Below are 17896 nucleotides of genomic sequence, written 5' to 3'. Positions count from 1 at the left end.
TTGAAGGGGGGACGCTTTTGGGGTGAGCGGGCTTGCCCCGCGCTGGGCTGCGTAGCGGCCCCAAAACCTGATTTCACGGTTTGCCGGGCAGAACGCGGTGTTTTTATTGGGGGCTGCGCCACCCAGCGCGGGGCTAGCCCGCTCACTACGAGGATCAGCGGCGTTAGAAAGAGGGTGCGTGTTGGCGCCGTTTCCATTGGCTCAAACGCTCTTGCAACGCCTGAGGCGTGTCGATGTGTTGCGCACGCGCGCGGCTGAACAGGATGAGCATCAGCTCGGCCGTGGCCAGGGCATCGGCGCTGGCGTGATGGCGTTCGCCCACGTGCAGGTTGAAGTGGTTGATCCAGTCGTCCAGCCCGGCTTCGCGGATATGGGCTTGCGGGCATAGCAGCGGGGCGATGTCGGCCACATCCAGAAACGGATGGGCCAGACGGTAACCCAGGCTGTCCTTGAGCGCCCGGCACAGCATGTGTTGATCGAACGGTGCATGGAAGGCCAGCAACGGGCTGTCGCCGACGAACGCCATGAAGTCCAACAGGGCTTCCACCGGGTCGCTGCCGGCGGCGATCGCACTGGGGCCGAGGCCGTGGATTAATACGCTGGGGCTGAGTTTTGTCTCGGCGCGTTGCAGTGTGCGTTCGAACAGCTGGGAGAAGTCCACCGCGCCGTCCTCGATCACCACCGCGCCGATGGACAGCACTTGGTCACGGTTGAGGTTCAGGCCGCTGGTTTCCAGGTCCAGCACGACCCAGCGTTGGCTGCGCAATGAGCCGTCGCCCAATGCCGCGGGCTTGGGCAATTGCTCCAGTCGTCGTTGTTGCGCCGCGTCGAGCCCTGGTTTTTTCTTACGCAGCCAGCCGAACAAACTCACAGCTGATACCGCAATGTCAGGCTGCTTTGCAGGCGCTGAGCCTGGCGCAGGGATTCGCGCAGGATGCGCCGATCCAGGTGGTTGAGGCTCTCCGGGTCGACACGGTTGGAGTAGGGCTGGTTCTCACGAGTCTGCAACTGATGCTGTTGCATGCGGGTTTGCTGAATAAAGTGGTAAGCCTCTTCATAGGCCGCGCCGTCCAGGGGCTCGATCACGGCCTTGACCACCAACTGGCGCAGGCGTTCCAGGGTGTTGTTGGCGTGGATACCGTTAGCCAGGGCCAGCAAGCGCGCGCCGTCGACAAAGGGCGTGAGGCCCTGCACCTTGAGGTCGAGGGTGGCTTTCTCGCCGCCTTTACGGGTCAGCACAAATTCGCGGAAACGCCCGACGGGCGGCCGCTGGCGCAACGCGTTCTCGGCCAGCATGCGTTGGAACAATCGGTTATCCGCGACCTGATCCAGGATGCCTTGGCGCAGTTGCTCGCAGCCACGCTCATCGCCCCACACCACGCGCAGGTCGAAATAGATGCTGGAGCCCAACAGATTCTCCGGCGTCGCCTCGCGGATAAACGCCGCGAAACGCCGCGCCCATTCGGCCCGCGACAAACACAGCTCGGGGTTGCCGGCCATGATGTTGCCCTTGCACAGGCTGAACCCGCACAGCGCCAGGCTCTGGTTGATCTGCTGCGCGAGCGGCAGCAAACGCCCACGAATCTCGGCCGCTTCGGCGGCGTCTCTGGCGTCAAACAGGATGCCGTTGTCCTGGTCGGTGTACAGCGTCTGTTCACGACGGCCTTCGCTGCCAAAACACAACCAACTGAATGGAACGCCGGGGTCGCCTTTTTCGGCGAGCGTCAGCTCAATCACGCGGCACACGGTGTGATCGTTGAGCAGCGTAATGATGTGGGTTATCTGGGTAGACGATGCGCCATGGGCCAGCATGCGCTCCACCAACTGGCCGATCTCACCGCGAATCGCCACTAAATTATCCACACGCGGCGCGTTGCGGATAGTGCGGGCCAGGTGCACCAGGTCCACGCGTTGCAGGGAAAACAGGTCGCGCTCGGACACCACGCCGCACAGGCGCTGGTCCTTGACCAGGCACACATGGGCGATATGCCGTTCGGTCATGGCGATCGCGGCGTCGAAGGCGCTGTGGTCCGGGGTCAAGAAGAAGGGCGCCTGGGTCATGTGGCCGTCGATGGCCTGGCTGAAGTCGCTGGCGCCATCGGCCACCACCTGGCGCAGGTCGCGCAGGGTGAAAATTCCCAGGGGGGCTTTGTGCTCATCGACGATCACGATGCTGCCCACCTGCTGCTCATGCATCAGCGTCACCGCTTCGCGCAGGGGGGTGCTTGGGCTGCACGTGACCGGATGGCGCATGGCCAATTCGCCGAGGCGTGTGTTCAAGGAGTATTGAGTGCCGAGGGTTTCCACGGCTTTTTGCTGAACCTGCTGATTGACCTGGTCCAACAGGCTGCTGACGCCACGCAGGGCAAAGTCGCGAAACGGGCTGGACAGCGCGAACAGCTTGATAAACGCCGGTTTGTTCAGCTGCAGGCAGAAGGTGTCTTCGGCGGCCTTGTGCTCGGTGCGGGTCGCCCGCTCACCCAGGAGTGCGGCCAGCGGGAAGCATTCGCCGGTGGTGATTTCGAAGGTGGTTTCAGCGGTTTCTTGATTGGCCACGGGCCGCTCACCGACGACCCGGCCCTGCTTGACGATGTAAAAGTGTTCAACCGGCCCGCCCGACGGTTTGAGGATGATCTCACCGGGGCCATAGAAGCGTAACTGGCACTGTTCCACCAAAAATGCCAGGTGGGCGTTTTCCATCTGGTTGAAGGGCGGGAAGCGTTGCAGGAACTGCAGGGTGCCGTGAATGTTCTGCAACACAGCAGTTTTCCCCGCTTGGGCGAAAGCATCAGCTTTACTCATAACAGTGACCGCAATTTTTTTGTCGTTATCGTCCTTCATGGTCGACCCCTGCGCGGCGGGTGCCCATTGGACGTAAGTCTAGGTCGCTGAAAATGCCGCAAAACTAGGGAAAAACCTTACATGACTATCGTCCAAACCCCGTAGAACGCCCACTAGGCAAACTTTCCGACGAAGTGCACATTGATCGCCCTCCCGCAGATGTCTGACGAGTGTGCTGGGAGATTGATGAGAATTGCTGAGAACCGTATGTCCGATCACGATATTTTGAGCGATGCCGAGCGCGAGGCGCTGAGCGCCGTGATGCTGGAGCCTGATTTACCGCCACAACGCGTATTGATTGTTGACGACGACAAGGATGCGCGTGAACTGCTGGCGGAGATCCTGGGGCTGGACGGTATTCGCTGCATGACCGCTGAGAATGGTGAGGCGGCCTGGAATTTGTTGAAGTCCAGCAGCTCTATCGGTTTGCTGATCACCGACCTGCGCATGGCGCCCAGCAATGGCTTGGAACTGATCCGCCAGGTGCGCGAATCCACCCGTGCGGCGTTGCCGATCATCATTATGTCGGGGGACGCGGAAGCGCCGGATGTGATCGATGCGATGCATTTGAGCGTGGTGGACTTTCTGCTCAAGCCGATTGATAGCGTGAAGTTGGCGAAGATGGTCAAGCGAGAGTTGGGGATGGCGTCCTGATTCTGCGGTGTATATAACGGCCTCATCGGGGGCAAGCCCCCTCCCACATGTTTGCTGCGCCGCCTATTAGTTGTGGGAGGGGGCTTGCCCCCGATAGCGCCAGTTCAGCCACCACAAGCCCAAAGAAAAAGCCCCGATCTCTCGATCAGGGCTTTTTCATTTACAGGCCGTTTTTAGCCTTGAACTCCCGACGCCGACGGTGCAACACCGGCTCGGTGTAGCCGTTGGGCTGCTGGGTGCCTTCAATCACCAACTCCACCGCTGCCTGGAACGCGATGTTGCTGTCAAAATCCGGTGCCAGCGGGCGATACAGCGGGTCCCCGGCATTCTGACGGTCCACCACCGGCGCCATGCGCTTGAGGCTTTCCATGACCTGGGCTTCGGTGACGATGCCGTGGCGCAGCCAGTTGGCGATGTGCTGGCTGGAAATGCGCAGGGTGGCGCGGTCTTCCATCAGGCCGACATCGTTGATGTCCGGTACTTTCGAACAGCCGACGCCCTGGTCGATCCAGCGTACGACATAGCCGAGGATGCCCTGGGCGTTGTTGTCCAGCTCGTTGCGGATTTCTTCGTCGGACCAATCGGTGTTGCTGGCCAGAGGAATGGTCAGGATGTCGTCCACCGAGGCGCGCTCGCGCTTGGCCAGTTCGGCCTGGCGGGCGAATACATCAACCTTGTGGTAATGCAACGCGTGCAGTGCGGCGGCGGTTGGCGACGGTACCCAGGCGGTGTTGGCACCGGCCAATGGGTGGGCGATTTTCTGCTCGAGCATCGCGGCCATCAGGTCGGGCATGGCCCACATGCCTTTACCGATTTGCGCACGACCTTGCAGGCCGGTGCTCAAGCCGATATCAACGTTCCAGTTCTCATACGCACCGATCCATTTTTCCGCCTTCATGGCGGCCTTGCGCACCATCGCGCCGGCTTCCATGGAGGTGTGGATCTCGTCGCCCGTACGGTCAAGGAAACCGGTGTTGATAAACACCACGCGCTCGCTGGCGGCCTTGATGCAGGCCTTGAGGTTGACCGTGGTGCGGCGCTCCTCGTCCATGATCCCGACTTTGAGGGTGTTGCGCGGCAGGTTCAGCACGTCTTCGATACGGCCGAACAGCTCGTTGGTGAACGCCGCTTCTTCCGGGCCGTGCATCTTCGGTTTAACGATGTACACAGAACCGGTGCGGCTGTTCTTGCGGCTGCTGTTGCCGTTAAGGCTGTGGATCGCGGCCAGGCTGGTGAGCAGGCCGTCGAGGATGCCTTCGGGGACTTCGTTGCTGTCTTTGTCGAGGATCGCGTCAATGGTCATCAGATGACCCACGTTGCGCACGAACAGCAGCGAACGGCCATGCAGCGTCACGTCCTGGCCATCCACGCCGGTATAAACGCGGTCGGCGTTCATGGTGCGGGTGAAGGTATTGCCACCCTTGGCCACTTCTTCGGCCAAGTCGCCCTTCATCAGGCCGAGCCAATTGCGGTAGATCACCACTTTGTCATCGGCATCCACGGCGGCGACGGAGTCTTCGCAGTCCATGATGGTGGTCAGCGCGGCTTCCATCAGCACGTCTTTGACGCCGGCTGCGTCGGTCTGGCCGACCGGGGTGCTGGCGTCGATCTGGATTTCGAAGTGCAGGCCGTTGTGTTTCAACAGGATCGCAATCGGCTCGGCCGCAGGGCCTTGGAAACCGATCAACTGCGCATCGTCGCGCAGGCCACTGTTACTGCCGCCTTTGAGGCTGACAATCAGCGTGCCATCGACGATCTTGTAGCCGGTCGACTCAGCGTGGCTGCCGGCGCTCAGCGGTGCAGCTTCATCGAGGAAGGCGCGGGCGAAGGCGATCACCTTGTCGCCCCGCACCTTGTTGTAGCCCTTGCCCTTTTCGGCGCCGCCGGCTTCGCTGATGGCGTCGGTGCCATACAGCGCGTCATACAGTGAACCCCAGCGCGCATTCGAGGCGTTGAGGGCGAAGCGGGCGTTCATCACCGGCACCACCAGCTGAGGGCCGGCCATGCGGGCGATTTCGTCATCGACGTTTTGGGTCGTGGCCTGGAAGTCTGCGGCTTCTGGCAGCAGGTATCCGATGTCTTGCAGGAAGGCCTTGTAGGCCACCGGGTCGTGCGCTTTACCGGCGTGAGTCTGGTGCCAGGTATCGATCCGCGCCTGGAAATCGTCGCGCTTGGCGAGTAGGGCTTTGTTCTTCGGTGCCAGGTCGTGGATGACCTTGTCGGCACCGGCCCAGAACTGGTCGGCAGTGATGCCGGTACCGGGAATGGCTTCGTTGTTCACGAAGTCGAACAGGACTTTGGCGACCTGCAGGCCACCGACTTGAACGTGTTCAGTCATTGCTTGCCTCACTCTGCGGAGCTATGCGCTTTTTCAGATTTCATTATGTAGTGCACGGTTGGGCATACTACATGATGACTTGCGGTTGTGAAAATTAGACTAAATACGTCGATTAGCGACCCACTTTGGTCGTACGGTCACAGCGGAGAACCGGATGTTCTCAAAAAACTATTGGATTGTTCCAGATAAATATAAAAATGGTACACGATTTGTTATCGAGGGCCTTCGGGTCCACCTTGTAGGTTGAATTCCAGAGGGCTTTGCCATGGACCATCTTGTACTCACAATTATCGCCGCCGACAAACCCGGCCTGGTTGAACGTATTGCGCATAACATTGCCGCCCACGGTGGCAATTGGCTGGAAAGCCGCATGGCCCATATGGCCGGGCAGTTTGCCGGGATCCTGCGGGTCAGCGTGCCTGCCGAGCAGCGTCAGGCATTGGTGGGCGCGCTGGAGGATTTATCCACACACGGCATTCGTGTGTTGGTGGGCGAGGGCAGTAGCGGGCAAGCCTCGGCCTCTAAATCGATCATGATGACGCTGGTCGGCAATGACCGTTCGGGCATCGTGCGCGAGATCACGGCGCTGCTGAGCAAGCAGGGCGTGAACCTTGAGAGCCTGAGCACGGATGTACGCCCGGCGCCGATGAGCGGTGATCCGCTGTTTACCGCCGAGGCGGTGCTGCAGGTGCCGACAGCGTTATCCCTGGATACCTTACAACTGTCCCTTGAAACCTTGGCCGATGACTTGATGGTGGAGCTGCACCACGAGGAATAATCTACCCACAGGGTTATGCATGGAAATCTTGCATGGGCCTGTGGATAACCTGTAGAGACCCGGCGCCAGGCCACGCTGGCCGGGCTTCTTCGTCAGTTGAGCAAAAAACGAGCAGTTTCAAGGGCTTGTGCACAAATGGCGGGGATCAGGCTGTGGATAACCTTGGGGTGGATGTCTGCAAGCCATGACCGCTGTGGCTTGCAGAGGATTGTGCGTTTTTTGATCAGCGTTTGCGCACGCTCAACCAGATATCCACGCTGTACACCACCAGGCCCGCCCAAATGAAAGCGAAGGCGGTCAACGTGCTCGGCGCCAGGTGTTCACCGAACAGCAGCACGGCTTCCAGCAGCACCAGGGTCGGCGCCACATATTGCAAGAAGCCTAGGGCGGTGTAGGGCAAGTGCCGTGCGGCGGCGTTGAAACATACCAGCGGGATCAGCGTCACCGGGCCAGCGGCCACCAGCCACCACGCCTCGGACGTACTCCAGAAAGCCATCTGTGCACTGTGGGCCGAGGGGTTGAACAGCAACCATGCCACGGCAATTGGCACCAGCATCCAGGTTTCTACCACCAGCCCCGGCAGCGCTTTCACCGGTGCCTGCTTGCGAATCAGCCCGTAGAAGCCAAAGGTCAGCGCCAACACCAGCGAGACCCAGGGCAGGCTGCCCACTTGCCACACCTGTTGTGCCACACCCACTGCGGCCAGCCCAACGGCAACCCACTGCAGACGACGCAGGCGTTCGCCCAGGATCAGCATGCCCAACACCACATTCACCAAGGGGTTGATGTAGTAACCCAGGCTGGCTTCCAGCATGCGCCCGCTGTTGACCGACCACACATAGGTCAGCCAGTTACCCGCGATCAACGAACCACTGAGTGCCAGGATCGCCAGGCGTTTGGGGTTGTCGCGCAGTTCGCGGAACCAGCCTGGGTGTTTCCAGACCATCAACAGCAACGCGCCGAACAGTGCCGACCACAGCACGCGATGCACGATGATCTCGGCGGCGGGCACGCTGGCGATGGCTTTGAAGTAGAGCGGGAACAGACCCCAGATGACATAGGCGCTCAGGCCCAGGATGTAGCCCTTGCGGGGGTTGGCGGCTTGCATTGCAGAATCCTTGCTTAGGCAGCTAACAAAGCGCGATTGTAAGGATATTTGTCCGGCAATGGGATCTGCGTTGCTTTATGTGAGAGGGGGCTTGTTCCCGATAGCGGTGTATCAGCCGACTTTTCATCAACTGACAGATTGCTATCGGGAGCAAGCCCCCTCCCACACGTTACCCACCCGTCAGAACAGTTTCAGGGGTTCTTCATTGAGCGCCGAGAGTTGCTCGCGCAGCGCCAGCACCTGGTCACCCCAATAGCGCTCGCTGCCGAACCACGGGAAGCTGTGGGGGAACGCCGGGTCATCCCAACGTCGTGCGAGCCAGGCGCTGTAATGCATCAGCCGCAAGGCGCGCAGGGGTTCGATCAACGCCAGTTCACGTGGGTCGAAATCGTGGAACTCCTGATAGCCGTCCATCAATTCCGACAGCTGGCCCAGGCATTCCTGACGATCTCCGGCGAGCATCATCCACAGGTCCTGTACCGCCGGGCCCATGCGGCAGTCATCCAGGTCGACGATGTGGAACATCTCGTCGCGGCACATCATGTTGCCGGGGTGGCAATCACCGTGCATGCGGATGTTCTTGTGCGGCGTGGCCTTGTACACCTCTTCCACACGCTTGAGCAGGTCGCGGGCCACGGACTCGTAGGCCGGCAACAGGCTCTTGGGGATGAAGTTGCCTTCCAGCAGGGTGTTGAGGGAGTCGTGACCGAAATTCTTAACGCCCAAGGCTTCACGGTGTTCAAACGGGCGGGTGGAACCCACCGCATGCAAACGGCCGAGCAATTGGCCAAGGCGATACAGTTGATCGAGATTACCCGGCTCCGGCGCCCGGCCGCCGCGGCGTGGGAACAGGGTGAAACGGAAACCGGCATGTTCGAACAGGCTTTCGCCGTTGTGGATCATCGGGGCGACCACTGGCACGTCGCATTCGGCCAGCTCGAAGGTGAAGCGATGCTCTTCAAGGATCGCTTCGTTGGTCCAGCGCTGCGGGCGGTAGAACTTGGCGATCAGCGGTTCCGAATCTTCGATGCCCACTTGATAGACGCGGTTTTCGTAGCTGTTCAGCGCCAGAACGCGAGCATCGCTGAGGAAGCCGATGCTTTCGACAGCGTCGAGCACCAGGTCGGGGGTGAGTGTTTCAAACGGGTGGGCCATGCGAACTCCTGCGCGCAGCAGAGCGCCGCGTCCGGCCGGGTATGGTAACGCACCGAGGTCGAGATAGGGGGCGACTGTGCCATTGCTATCGGGAGCAAGCCCCCTCCCACATTGGGCCGCGTACTGTGGGAGGGGGCTTGCCCCCGATGAGGCCCTGTCAGGCGCCGACGACCCCACCATCATCCCGCCGAATCGCCATCACCGACGACCGCGGCTTGCCGTTCGGCAGATGCTCCGGCCAGGTCGAACCGCCGGTTTCGCCTGGGTGCTGGATGCCCACAAACAGCGTCTTCTGATCCGGCGAGAAGCTGATGCCTGTCACTTCACAGGCCACCGGCCCGACCATGAAGCGGCGTATCTCCCCGGTGGAGGGGTCGGCACACAGCATCTGGTTATTGCCCATCCCCGCGAAGTCACCGGCGTTGCTGTAGTCGCCATCCGTAAGAATCCACAAGCGCCCGGCCTTATCGAAGCCCAACCCATCGGGGCTGTTGAACATGTTCTGTGGGTTGATGTTCGACGAACCGCCCTTCGGCGTGCCGGCGTGAACGCCAGGGTTGCCGGCCACCACAAACAGGTCCCAGCTGAATTCGCTGGCGCCGTGGTTATCGGCGTCGGCCTTCCAGCGCAGGATCTGGCCGTAGACGTTTTTCTCACGCGGGTTGGGGCCGCCCACCGGCTGGCCGTCTTCACCGCGCTTGGCGTTGTTGGTGAGGGTGCAATAGACCTGGCCGTCAGTGGGGCTGACCACGATCCATTCCGGGCGGTCCATGCGCGTGGCTTTCACCACACTGGCGGCCAGGCGCGCATGGATCAGCACTTCGGCTTGGCTGGCGAAACCGGTGCTGGCGTCGATGCCGTTTTTACCGTGCGTCAGCTCGACCCACTGGCCCTTGCCCTTGGGATGGTCGGCGTTGCCGTCGCCCGCATCGAAGATCGCTACGTACAAGGTGCCGTGGTCGAGCAGGTCTTTGTTGGCTTTGGGGTTCTTGTGGTTGATCTTGTCGCGGCTGACGAACTTGTAGATGAACTCGCCGCGTTCGTCGTCGCCCATGTACACCACGGCGCGGCCGTCACGGGTTTCGGCCAGGGCAGCGTTTTCGTGTTTGAAGCGGCCCAGGGCGGTGCGTTTGACCGGGGTGGAGTGCGGATCGAACGGGTCGATTTCCACCACCCAGCCATGACGATTCAGTTCGTTGGGGTTCTTGGCGATGTCGAAGCGTGGGTCGTGCGGGTGCCAGTTGATGTCTTTGCTGGCCGCCACCACGCCATAGCGTTTCTGTCCGGCGTCGAACGTCTGTTGTGGGTTACTGCTACCGAAGCAGTCGGTGAAGTTCTCTTCGCAGGTCAGATAAGTGCCCCACGGCGTCTTGCCGTTGGCGCAGTTCTGGAAGGTGCCGAGGGCGTTCTTGCCGGTTTTGTCGGCGCTGGTCTTCAGCCAGGCGTGGCCGGCGGCGGGGCCGCTGAGGCGGATCGGCGAGTTGCCGTGGATGCGTCGGTTGTAGCGCGAGTCCTGCACAAACTGCCAGGTGTCTCCCTTGCGCCGTACTTCGATCACCGAGACGCCCTCGCTGGCCTGGGCCTTGCGCACGTCTTCGGCCGATTGCGGCGCGCCGCCGTGGGCGAAGAGGTAACGGTAATTGGTGTATTCGTTGTTGATCGCCATCAGCGCGCGGTTATCGTCGCCGGGGAAGGCGAACAGGCTCATGCCGTCGTTGTTGTCGCCGAACTGCTGTTCCTGGGCCTTGGCCGTGCCGTTGCCGGACGGATCGAAGGCCGGCGCGCTCCTGCTCAGCGGCTGGCCCCAACTGATCAGCACCGACGCGCTGTAGCCCGGCGGCAAGGTGATGGTGTCGCGGGTGGCGGCGGCGATGCTGGTAAAGCCCAGCAACGGGCTGGCGCTGGCGGCGTTGACGGCGAGGGCGCTGCGCGTCAGCAGGTTGCCACCGAGGAACATCGCGGCACCGCACAAGGCGCCGGCGCCGATGAAGCGGCGGCGGGTCAGGCCGACCATCTGTTCAAGGTCGGTGGCTTGGTTTTCTTCTAATAGGCTCATCTCAGGCTCCCTGCGGTTTTTGCAGACACCTTAAGGAGCGGGCGTGACGAAATTGTTGCAGTTTGAATATCGGCAGCGGCTAAACCGGCGTGCCGAGCAGCACATTGTTCGGCGCGAATTGCACGTGGATTGCCTGGCCCTCGGCGGCGCCGATGGCGATGAGCGCGCCGGGCTGCGCCAGGGCGCATAAAACCTGGCCGTTGGGCAGGGCGATGCGGACTTCGCTGGGGCCGTCGTCGGCGTCGAGAATGGCGTCGACGCTGCCGCTCATGCAATTGTGTCCAGGTGTTGCAGAGTCGCCGGGAGCCAGCAATTCCAACCAGCCGGCCTTGATCAGCGCGACCACTTCCACGCCGGTTTCCAGTTCCAGCCGCTGCGTGCTGTCGTGGGTGATCTGCGCCTCCAGGGTTAGCCCGCCCGCCAGCTGCAGGCGGATCAGGTCGTTACGGCCATGCGGCTCGATGGCGATGACTTGGCCGTGCAGTTGGTTACGCGCACTGGTGCGCAGCATCAAGCGACCGAGCAGGTTGAAGTCGCTGGCGGCTTCGTCCGAGCCCAGCACTTCGGCCTGCAACACTTGCAGGCGCTGGTAAAGACGCAACACGCGTTCACCTTCGGCCGTCAGCTTGGCGCCGCCACCGCCTTTGCCGCCGACGCTGCGTTCCACCAAGGGTTTTTGCGCCAGGTTGTTCAGCTCGTCGATGGCGTCCCACGCCGCCTTGTAACTGAGGCCTGCACTTTTCGCCGCGCGGGTGATGGAACCTTGCTCGGCGATATGCGCCAGCAAGGCAATGCGCTGGGGGCGACGGATGATGTGTTGGCTGAGGGACGCTGGCAGAGACATGTGGATGCGCTTCGATGTGATGAGCTGAACGTTGCGGGCAAGGTGGGCCGGAGTCAAGTCAGTTGCCCGGTTTGGGTGTGCGGGCCAGGCAGTACACATCGACCTGTCGTGCGCCAGCATTGATCAATAACCGCGCCAGGCTGTGGGCGGTGGCACCGGTGGTGAGCACATCGTCGACCAAGGCAAAGTGCCGGCCCTGCACCTGGGCGCCAGGCGCCAGGGCGAAGGCGCCGAGCAGGTTGCGCTTGCGAGTCTTGGCGTCCAAGGCTTGTTGGGCGACGGTTTCATGGGGACGTAATAACAGGTGTTCATCGTAGGCAATGTTCAAGTCGCTGCTGAGCCAACGCGCCAGCATCAACGCCTGGTTATAGCCGCGCTCGCGCAGGCGCTTGCGGGCCATGGGCACCGGCAACAGGCAGTCGGGGCGCGTCAGTTCGCTGTTGTCGAGGCGGTGTTGCAGATGCTGCGCTAAAAGCCGGGCGAGCATCTGCCCGAGAGGCCAGCGCGCCTGGTGCTTGAAGCGGCTGATCAAGCTGTCGATGGGAAAGCTGTAGGTCCAGGGCGCGGTCACCTGTTTAAAGGCGGGTGGTTGTTTCTGGCATTGGCCGCAGATCAGACCTTCCATTGGCAAGGGCAGGGCGCACACATCGCAGTGCTCCATCAGCCAGGGCAGCTCTGTTTCGCAGGCGTTGCACACACAATGGGCTGATTCCGTCGCCTCATCACAGACTAGACAGGATTGTATGTTTTTTAGCCAGATGTAAACCTGGTGTTTGTGCTTGAGTTGACAGTGCATGAATCTTCCTTAAATATGCCGAGCATCCGTGTCGTGCCTGTGGGTATTGCCCTTCCCGCAGCGCTTGCCAAAGCATAATCAAGGAATCGCCCATGAGCGCCAGCACCACCGCCACCTTGCGTCACGATTGGTCCCTCGCCGAAGTCAAAGCGCTGTTCGTGCAGCCCTTCAATGACCTGCTGTTCCAGGCGCAGACCGTGCACCGCGCGCATTTCGACGCCAACCGTGTGCAAGTGTCGACGCTGCTCTCGATCAAAACCGGCGCCTGCCCGGAAGATTGCAAATATTGTCCGCAGTCGGGCCACTACAACACGGGTCTGGAAAAAGAGAAGCTGATGGAGGTGCAGAAGGTCCTCGAAGAGGCCGCCCGCGCCAAAGCCATCGGGTCGACCCGTTTCTGCATGGGCGCTGCCTGGAAGCACCCGTCGGCCAAAGACATGCCCTACGTGCTGCAGATGGTCAAAGGCGTAAAAGCCATGGGCCTGGAAACCTGCATGACCCTCGGCCGTCTCGACCAGGACCAGACCGAAGCCCTGGCCCAGGCCGGCCTCGACTACTACAACCACAACCTCGATACCTCGCCGGAGTTCTACGGCAGCATCATCACCACCCGCACCTACGGCGAGCGCCTGCAAACCCTGGCCTACGTGCGTGATTCGGGGATGAAGATCTGCTCCGGCGGTATCCTCGGCATGGGCGAGTCCCTCGACGACCGCGCCAACCTGCTGATCCAGCTGGCTAACCTGCCGGAGCATCCGGAATCGGTGCCGATCAACATGCTGGTGAAAGTCGCCGGTACGCCGCTGGAAAACGCCGAAGACATCGACCCGTTCGACTTCATCCGCATGCTCGCCGTGGCGCGCATCCTGATGCCGCAGTCCCACGTACGGCTGTCGGCTGGCCGTGAAGCGATGAACGAGCAGATGCAGGCCCTGGCGTTTTTTGCCGGTGCCAACTCGATTTTCTACGGCGACAAGTTGCTGACGACCGCCAACCCGCAGGCCGACAAGGACATGCAACTGTTCTCGCGCCTGGGCATCCTGCCGGAAGCGCGTGAAGAGCACGCTGATGAGGTGCATCAGGCGGCGATCGAGCAGGCGTTGGTGGAGCAGAAGAGCAGCGAGCAGTTTTACAACGCCGCCGTTTGATTGAAATGCCACCCCACTGTTGGAAATGACGTGTGTGGGAGGGGGCAATCCCCCTCCCACATCAGCTCCCTGCCCCATTCTTTAGCGCGTACATCCTGCTTAACCGAGGCCTGCATGTCTTTCGATCTCGCCGCGCGCCTCGCTGCCCGCCGTGCCGAACACCTTTATCGCCAGCGCCCGCTGCTGGACAGCCCCCAAGGCCCGGAAGTGGTGGTGGACGGCCAGCCGTTGCTGGCGTTCTGCAACAACGATTACCTCGGCCTGGCCAATCACCCGCAAGTGATCGAAGCCTGGCGCGCCGGTGCGTCCCGTTGGGGCGTGGGCGGCGGCGCTTCGCACTTGGTGGTCGGGCATGCCACGCCGCACCATGAGCTGGAAGAAGCCCTGGCGGACCTTACCGGTCGCCCGCGCGCGCTGCTGTTTACCACCGGCTACATGGCCAACCTCGGCGCAGTCACGGCGTTGGTGGGGCAGGGCGATACGGTGCTGGAAGACCGTCTCAACCATGCCTCGCTGCTGGATGCGGGCCTGCTCTCCGGTGCGCGTTTCAACCGTTACTTGCACAACGATGCTGACAGCCTGGCCAAGCGCCTGGAGAAAGCCACCGGCAATACCCTGGTGGTCACCGATGGCGTGTTCAGCATGGACGGCGACCTGGCAGACCTGCCCGCACTCGCCCGTGAAACCAAGGCCAAAGGTGCCTGGTTGATGGTGGATGACGCTCACGGCTTCGGCCCGTTGGGCGCCAATGGCGGCGGGATCGTCGAGCATTTCGGCCTGAGCCAGGACGACGTGCCGGTGCTGGTCGGCACCCTCGGCAAGGCGTTCGGCACGGCGGGGGCCTTTGTAGCCGGCAGTGAAGACCTGATCGAAAGCCTGATCCAGTTCGCCCGCCCGTACATCTATACCACCAGCCAACCGCCCGCCCTGGCGTGCGCCACTTTGAAAAGCCTGGAACTGTTGCGCACCGAACATTGGCGGCGTGAGCACCTCAACGGGTTGATCCGCCAGTTCCGCTCGGGCGCCGAGCAGCTTGGCCTGGACCTGATGGACAGCTTCACGCCGATCCAACCGATCCTGATCGGCGACAGCGCCAAGGCCGTGCGCCTGTCGCAGATGCTGCGCGAGCGCGGCCTGATGGTGACGGCGATCCGCCCACCCACCGTGCCCGCCGGCAGCGCGCGTTTACGCGTGACACTGACGGCGGCCCACAGCGCGGCGCAGGTGCAGCTATTGTTAAATGCGTTGGAAGCGTGTTTTCGCTTGTTAGGCAGTTCGGAGCCCGACCATGCGTGATCGATTGGTATTGCTGCCCGGCTGGGGCCTCGGCGTATCGCCGCTGGAACCGTTGGCCGCTGCCTTGCAAGGCCTGGACGCGCACCTGCAGGTGCATATCGAGCCGTTGCCGGCGTTGGGTTCCAGCGACCTGAATGAGTGGCTCGATGAACTCGACGCCACCTTGCCGGATAACGCCTGGCTGGGCGGTTGGTCCCTGGGTGGAATGCTGGCGTCGGAGCTGGCGGCGCGGCGCGGCGAACGCTGCTGCGGGCTGCTGACCTTGGCGAGCAACCCGTGTTTTGTCGCCCACGACGGTTGGCCGAGCGCGATGCCCGCCGAAACATTCGACGCGTTTCTCGCCGGCTGCCATGCCGACTCCCAAGTCACCCTCAAACGTTTCGGCCTGTTGTGCGCCAAGGGCGCCGAAGAACCACGCGGGCTGTCGCGGCTACTGGTCAGCGGTGCACCGAATACGCCGTCGAGCGTATTGATGCCTGGGCTTGAACTGCTCGCCCAACTCGACACCCGCGAGGCCTTGCTGGCCTATCGCGGCCCGCAGTTGCACCTGTTCGCCGGGCTGGACGGGTTGGTGCCCGCCGAAGCCGCCAGCGACCTGTTGGCGCTGCTGCCCGATGTTGAAATCGGCCTGATTGAACAGGCCGGCCACGCTTTTCTTCTGGAAGACCCCCACGGTGTGGCGGGGGCGATCCAGGCTTTTTTGCATGAGTATGTCGATGACTGATTTATCCCACGCCCCGCTGCCGGGTGCCTTGCCGGACAAGCGCCAGGTGGCGGCCTCCTTTTCCCGTGCAGCCGCCAGCTACGACAGCGTCGCCGAGTTGCAGCGGGCGGTGGGCAGCCAGCTGCTGGCGCGCTTGCCGGCGGGCACCGCGCCACAGCGCTGGCTGGACATGGGCTGCGGCACCGGGTATTTCAGCCGCATGCTGGCCGAACGGTTACCCGCCAGCCAAGGCGTCGCGCTGGATATTGCTGAGGGCATGCTTAACCACGCCCGCCCGTTGGGGGGCGCGCATCACTTCATCGCGGGGGATGCCGAACGCTTGCCGCTCAAGGCTGAAAGCCTGGGGCTGATCTTCTCCAGCCTCGCGGTGCAATGGTGCGCGAACTTCGAGGCGGTACTCAGCGAGGCCTATCGCGTGTTGCAGCCGGGCGGTGTACTGGCGTTCGCCAGTCTGTGCGTGGGCACCCTGGAAGAGCTGCGCGAAAGCTGGCGCGCAGCGGATGGTCTGGTACACGTCAATCGCTTTCGCACCTTCGAGGCTTATCAGCAACTGTGCGCGGCCAGCGGCCTGCGACTGGTCAGCCTGGAGCGCCGTCCCCATGTGCTGCATTACCCGGATGTACGCAGCCTGACCCACGAATTGAAGGCGTTGGGCGCGCATAACCTCAACCCCGGCCGGCCGGGAGGGTTGACGGGGCGCGCGCGGATTGTTGCACTGGTGCAAGCGTATGAGCGGTTCCGCCAGGCCCAAGGCCTGCCGGCGACTTACCAAGTGGTGTATGCCGTGCTGGAGAAACCTCTATGAGTGCCGCTTACTTCATCACCGGTACCGACACCGATGTCGGCAAGACCACCATCGCCGCCGGGCTGTTGCATGCGGCGCGGCAAGCCGGCAAAAGCACCGCCGCCGGCAAACCGGTGGCGTCCGGCTGCCAGGTCACGCCCAAAGGCTTGCGCAACGCCGATGCCCTGGCGTTGCTGGCCGAGTGCTCATTGCCGCTGACCTATGCCGAGGTCAACCCGGTGGCATTTGAGCCGGCCATCGCGCCTCATCTGGCAGCGCGGGAGGCGGGTGTCTCGCTCACGGTGCAATCCTTGCTCAAGCCCATGCAGCAGATTCTGGCAAGGCAAGCGGATTTCACCTTGATCGAGGGCGCAGGCGGCTGGCGCGTGCCGTTGGCTGATCAGGACAATCTGTCGGACCTGGCCATGGCGCTCAAATTGCCGGTGATCCTGGTGGTGGGCGTGCGCCTGGGGTGCATCAGCCATGCTTTGCTCACCGCCGAGGCCATCGCCCGGGACGGTTTGCCGCTGGCGGGTTGGGTGGCGAATATCATCGACCCCAAGACCTCTCGTCTGGAAGAGAACCTCGCCACCCTGGCCGAGCGGCTGCCTGCGCCGTGCCTGGGGCGTGTGCCCAAACTCAAGCACGCCGGGGCCGAAGCGGTTGCTGAATACTTGCAGCTGGACCTGCTTGACTGATTTTGGCTATCGCTAAGGCATTATGCCATTAGTGTTTTTGACGGGCCCTTTGCCGGGATATCTGCTTCAATTCAACTTCACGATTCTCTAAAGGCAGGTTTACGCCATGGACATCTCTGGCAGCAGCGCGTTTTACTCGGGGCTGAGCACCATTCAGACCGGGCAGAGCCGTGTCGACCAGGCCGCCGGCAAGATCGCCAGCGCCGCGACTACCCAGCCGTCGGATGCGCAAGTTGACCGTCTGCGCGCCAACGACCGTGCACAGCCTTCCAACTCGGCCAGCAACATGGTCGAAATGGCCCAAGGCAAATTTCAGGTGGAACTGGGCGTGAAAGTCGCCAAGGCCTCGGATGAAATGCTCGGCACGTTGATCGACACCTACGCCTGATCTGCTGGCGCTAAAAAATGTGGGAGGGGGCTTGCCCCCGATAGTGATGGATCAGCCAACGTGTGTATGGCTGACACACCGTTATCGGGGGCAAGCCCCCTCCCACATTTTTTATGTGTGTCGTACTTCTGCACTTCTACACTCCCGCAGTCTTGTGGCGTCTTGCCGCAAGCGTTGCCGTGCGCGCCGTTGATGTGCGTCATGACAAACGGCGTCCGGACGACGCTTGACATCCCCAGGTGGTAAACGTATGTTTCAAACACCTGTTTGACCGCCACAGCACAATTC

Annotated in this window: 16 protein-coding genes; 8 read left to right on the top strand and 8 right to left on the bottom strand. The window is 62.1% G+C overall.

The genetic code is table 11. The features are described 5' to 3' along the window. Positions 1-163: 163 nt before the first annotated feature. Positions 164-871 (bottom strand): PolC-type DNA polymerase III, encoded by a 708-nt coding sequence (locus ACI512_RS00525; RefSeq protein WP_015886219.1) that lies wholly within the window; start codon positions 869-871, stop codon positions 164-166. After that, on the bottom strand, positions 868-2802 hold the full coding sequence (locus ACI512_RS00520; RefSeq protein ID WP_236380398.1) for a putative nucleotidyltransferase substrate binding domain-containing protein: 1935 nt from the start codon (positions 2800-2802) through the stop codon (positions 868-870). The genes ACI512_RS00525 and ACI512_RS00520 overlap by 4 nt, the downstream gene beginning before the upstream one ends. 246 nt (positions 2803-3048) lie before the next feature. Between ACI512_RS00520 and ACI512_RS00515 the strand changes: the two genes are divergently transcribed. After that, complete coding sequence (locus tag ACI512_RS00515; protein ID WP_231809004.1) at positions 3049-3495, top strand: response regulator; 447 nt, start codon at positions 3049-3051, stop codon at positions 3493-3495. A 160-nt stretch (positions 3496-3655) separates the two neighbouring features. On the opposite strand, the gene ACI512_RS00510 is transcribed toward ACI512_RS00515, so the two are convergent. Next, positions 3656-5833, bottom strand: a complete 2178-nt coding sequence (locus ACI512_RS00510) for a malate synthase G (RefSeq protein WP_236380399.1) — start codon at positions 5831-5833, stop codon at positions 3656-3658. A 265-nt stretch (positions 5834-6098) separates the two neighbouring features. On the opposite strand from ACI512_RS00510, the gene ACI512_RS00505 reads away from it, so the two are divergent. Continuing rightward, the gene (locus ACI512_RS00505; protein ID WP_236380401.1) at positions 6099-6611 is read left to right on the top strand and encodes a glycine cleavage system protein R; all 513 of its coding nucleotides are present in this window, start codon (positions 6099-6101) and stop codon (positions 6609-6611) included. 223 nt (positions 6612-6834) lie between these two features. On the opposite strand, the gene rarD is transcribed toward ACI512_RS00505, so the two are convergent. The 5 genes from rarD to ACI512_RS00480 all read right to left on the bottom strand — a co-directional run bounded on the left by rarD (position 6835) and on the right by ACI512_RS00480 (position 12570). Beyond that, positions 6835-7719 carry an EamA family transporter RarD gene (gene rarD / locus ACI512_RS00500; RefSeq protein ID WP_064054247.1) on the bottom strand — a complete coding sequence of 295 codons (885 nt, stop codon included), beginning with the start codon at positions 7717-7719 and terminating at the stop codon, positions 6835-6837. A 180-nt stretch (positions 7720-7899) separates the two neighbouring features. Beyond that, complete coding sequence (locus ACI512_RS00495; protein WP_015886213.1) at positions 7900-8874, bottom strand: serine/threonine protein kinase; 975 nt, start codon at positions 8872-8874, stop codon at positions 7900-7902. A gap of 157 nt (positions 8875-9031) precedes the next feature. Continuing rightward, complete coding sequence (locus ACI512_RS00490) at positions 9032-10930, bottom strand: PhoX family phosphatase (RefSeq protein WP_231809006.1); 1899 nt, start codon at positions 10928-10930, stop codon at positions 9032-9034. Positions 10931-11009: 79 nt separating this feature from the next. After that, a complete protein-coding gene (locus ACI512_RS00485) occupies positions 11010-11774 on the bottom strand; it encodes a TOBE domain-containing protein (RefSeq protein WP_064054245.1) in 765 nt (254 codons plus the stop codon). A gap of 58 nt (positions 11775-11832) precedes the next feature. Further along, a complete protein-coding gene (locus tag ACI512_RS00480) occupies positions 11833-12570 on the bottom strand; it encodes a ComF family protein (protein ID WP_064054244.1) in 738 nt (245 codons plus the stop codon). Between the two features lie 92 nt (positions 12571-12662). On the opposite strand from ACI512_RS00480, the gene bioB reads away from it, so the two are divergent. The 6 genes from bioB (at position 12663) to ACI512_RS00450 (ending at position 17608) form a co-directional block, all read left to right on the top strand. Beyond that, entirely contained in the window at positions 12663-13718 is a 1056-nt protein-coding gene (gene bioB / locus ACI512_RS00475; RefSeq protein WP_046035002.1) for a biotin synthase BioB, read from the top strand. A 114-nt stretch (positions 13719-13832) separates the two neighbouring features. Continuing rightward, positions 13833-15014: an 8-amino-7-oxononanoate synthase gene (gene bioF / locus ACI512_RS00470; protein WP_015886208.1), complete on the top strand. Its 1182-nt coding sequence runs from the start codon at positions 13833-13835 to the stop codon at positions 15012-15014. After that, positions 15007-15738, top strand: a complete 732-nt coding sequence (locus tag ACI512_RS00465) for an alpha/beta fold hydrolase (protein ID WP_046035003.1) — start codon at positions 15007-15009, stop codon at positions 15736-15738. Before bioF ends, ACI512_RS00465 begins: the two co-directional genes overlap by 8 nt. Beyond that, positions 15731-16543 (top strand): malonyl-ACP O-methyltransferase BioC, encoded by an 813-nt coding sequence (gene bioC / locus ACI512_RS00460; protein WP_064054241.1) that lies wholly within the window; start codon positions 15731-15733, stop codon positions 16541-16543. Before ACI512_RS00465 ends, bioC begins: the two co-directional genes overlap by 8 nt. After that, the gene (bioD, locus tag ACI512_RS00455; protein WP_015886205.1) at positions 16540-17220 is read left to right on the top strand and encodes a dethiobiotin synthase; all 681 of its coding nucleotides are present in this window, start codon (positions 16540-16542) and stop codon (positions 17218-17220) included. Before bioC ends, bioD begins: the two co-directional genes overlap by 4 nt. A gap of 106 nt (positions 17221-17326) precedes the next feature. Beyond that, positions 17327-17608, top strand: coding sequence for a hypothetical protein (locus ACI512_RS00450; RefSeq protein ID WP_015886204.1), 282 nt, complete (start codon positions 17327-17329; stop codon positions 17606-17608). Positions 17609-17896 lie beyond the last annotated feature (288 nt).

The sequence above is a fragment of the Pseudomonas petroselini genome (assembly GCF_045037875.1).
Lineage (GTDB): Bacteria > Pseudomonadota > Gammaproteobacteria > Pseudomonadales > Pseudomonadaceae > Aquipseudomonas > Aquipseudomonas petroselini.
Note: the sequence above shows the minus strand (reverse complement) of the source record. Positions and strands in the feature narration are given on the sequence as shown.

Excerpts from the sequence above, each read along its gene's own strand:
- ACI512_RS00520 (WP_236380398.1), bottom strand. The coding sequence starts at position 2,802 with ATGAGTAAAGCTGATGCTTTCGCCCAAGCGGGGAAAACTGCTGTGTTG.
- ACI512_RS00515 (WP_231809004.1), top strand. The coding sequence starts at position 3,049 with ATGTCCGATCACGATATTTTGAGCGATGCCGAGCGCGAGGCGCTGAGC.
- ACI512_RS00510 (WP_236380399.1), bottom strand. The coding sequence starts at position 5,833 with ATGACTGAACACGTTCAAGTCGGTGGCCTGCAGGTCGCCAAAGTCCTG.
- ACI512_RS00505 (WP_236380401.1), top strand. The coding sequence starts at position 6,099 with ATGGACCATCTTGTACTCACAATTATCGCCGCCGACAAACCCGGCCTG.
- rarD (WP_064054247.1), bottom strand. The coding sequence starts at position 7,719 with ATGCAAGCCGCCAACCCCCGCAAGGGCTACATCCTGGGCCTGAGCGCC.
- ACI512_RS00495 (WP_015886213.1), bottom strand. The coding sequence starts at position 8,874 with ATGGCCCACCCGTTTGAAACACTCACCCCCGACCTGGTGCTCGACGCT.
- ACI512_RS00490 (WP_231809006.1), bottom strand. The coding sequence starts at position 10,930 with ATGAGCCTATTAGAAGAAAACCAAGCCACCGACCTTGAACAGATGGTC.
- ACI512_RS00485 (WP_064054245.1), bottom strand. The coding sequence starts at position 11,774 with ATGTCTCTGCCAGCGTCCCTCAGCCAACACATCATCCGTCGCCCCCAG.
- ACI512_RS00480 (WP_064054244.1), bottom strand. The coding sequence starts at position 12,570 with ATGCACTGTCAACTCAAGCACAAACACCAGGTTTACATCTGGCTAAAA.
- bioB (WP_046035002.1), top strand. The coding sequence starts at position 12,663 with ATGAGCGCCAGCACCACCGCCACCTTGCGTCACGATTGGTCCCTCGCC.
- bioF (WP_015886208.1), top strand. The coding sequence starts at position 13,833 with ATGTCTTTCGATCTCGCCGCGCGCCTCGCTGCCCGCCGTGCCGAACAC.
- ACI512_RS00465 (WP_046035003.1), top strand. The coding sequence starts at position 15,007 with ATGCGTGATCGATTGGTATTGCTGCCCGGCTGGGGCCTCGGCGTATCG.
- bioC (WP_064054241.1), top strand. The coding sequence starts at position 15,731 with ATGACTGATTTATCCCACGCCCCGCTGCCGGGTGCCTTGCCGGACAAG.
- bioD (WP_015886205.1), top strand. The coding sequence starts at position 16,540 with ATGAGTGCCGCTTACTTCATCACCGGTACCGACACCGATGTCGGCAAG.
- ACI512_RS00450 (WP_015886204.1), top strand. The coding sequence starts at position 17,327 with ATGGACATCTCTGGCAGCAGCGCGTTTTACTCGGGGCTGAGCACCATT.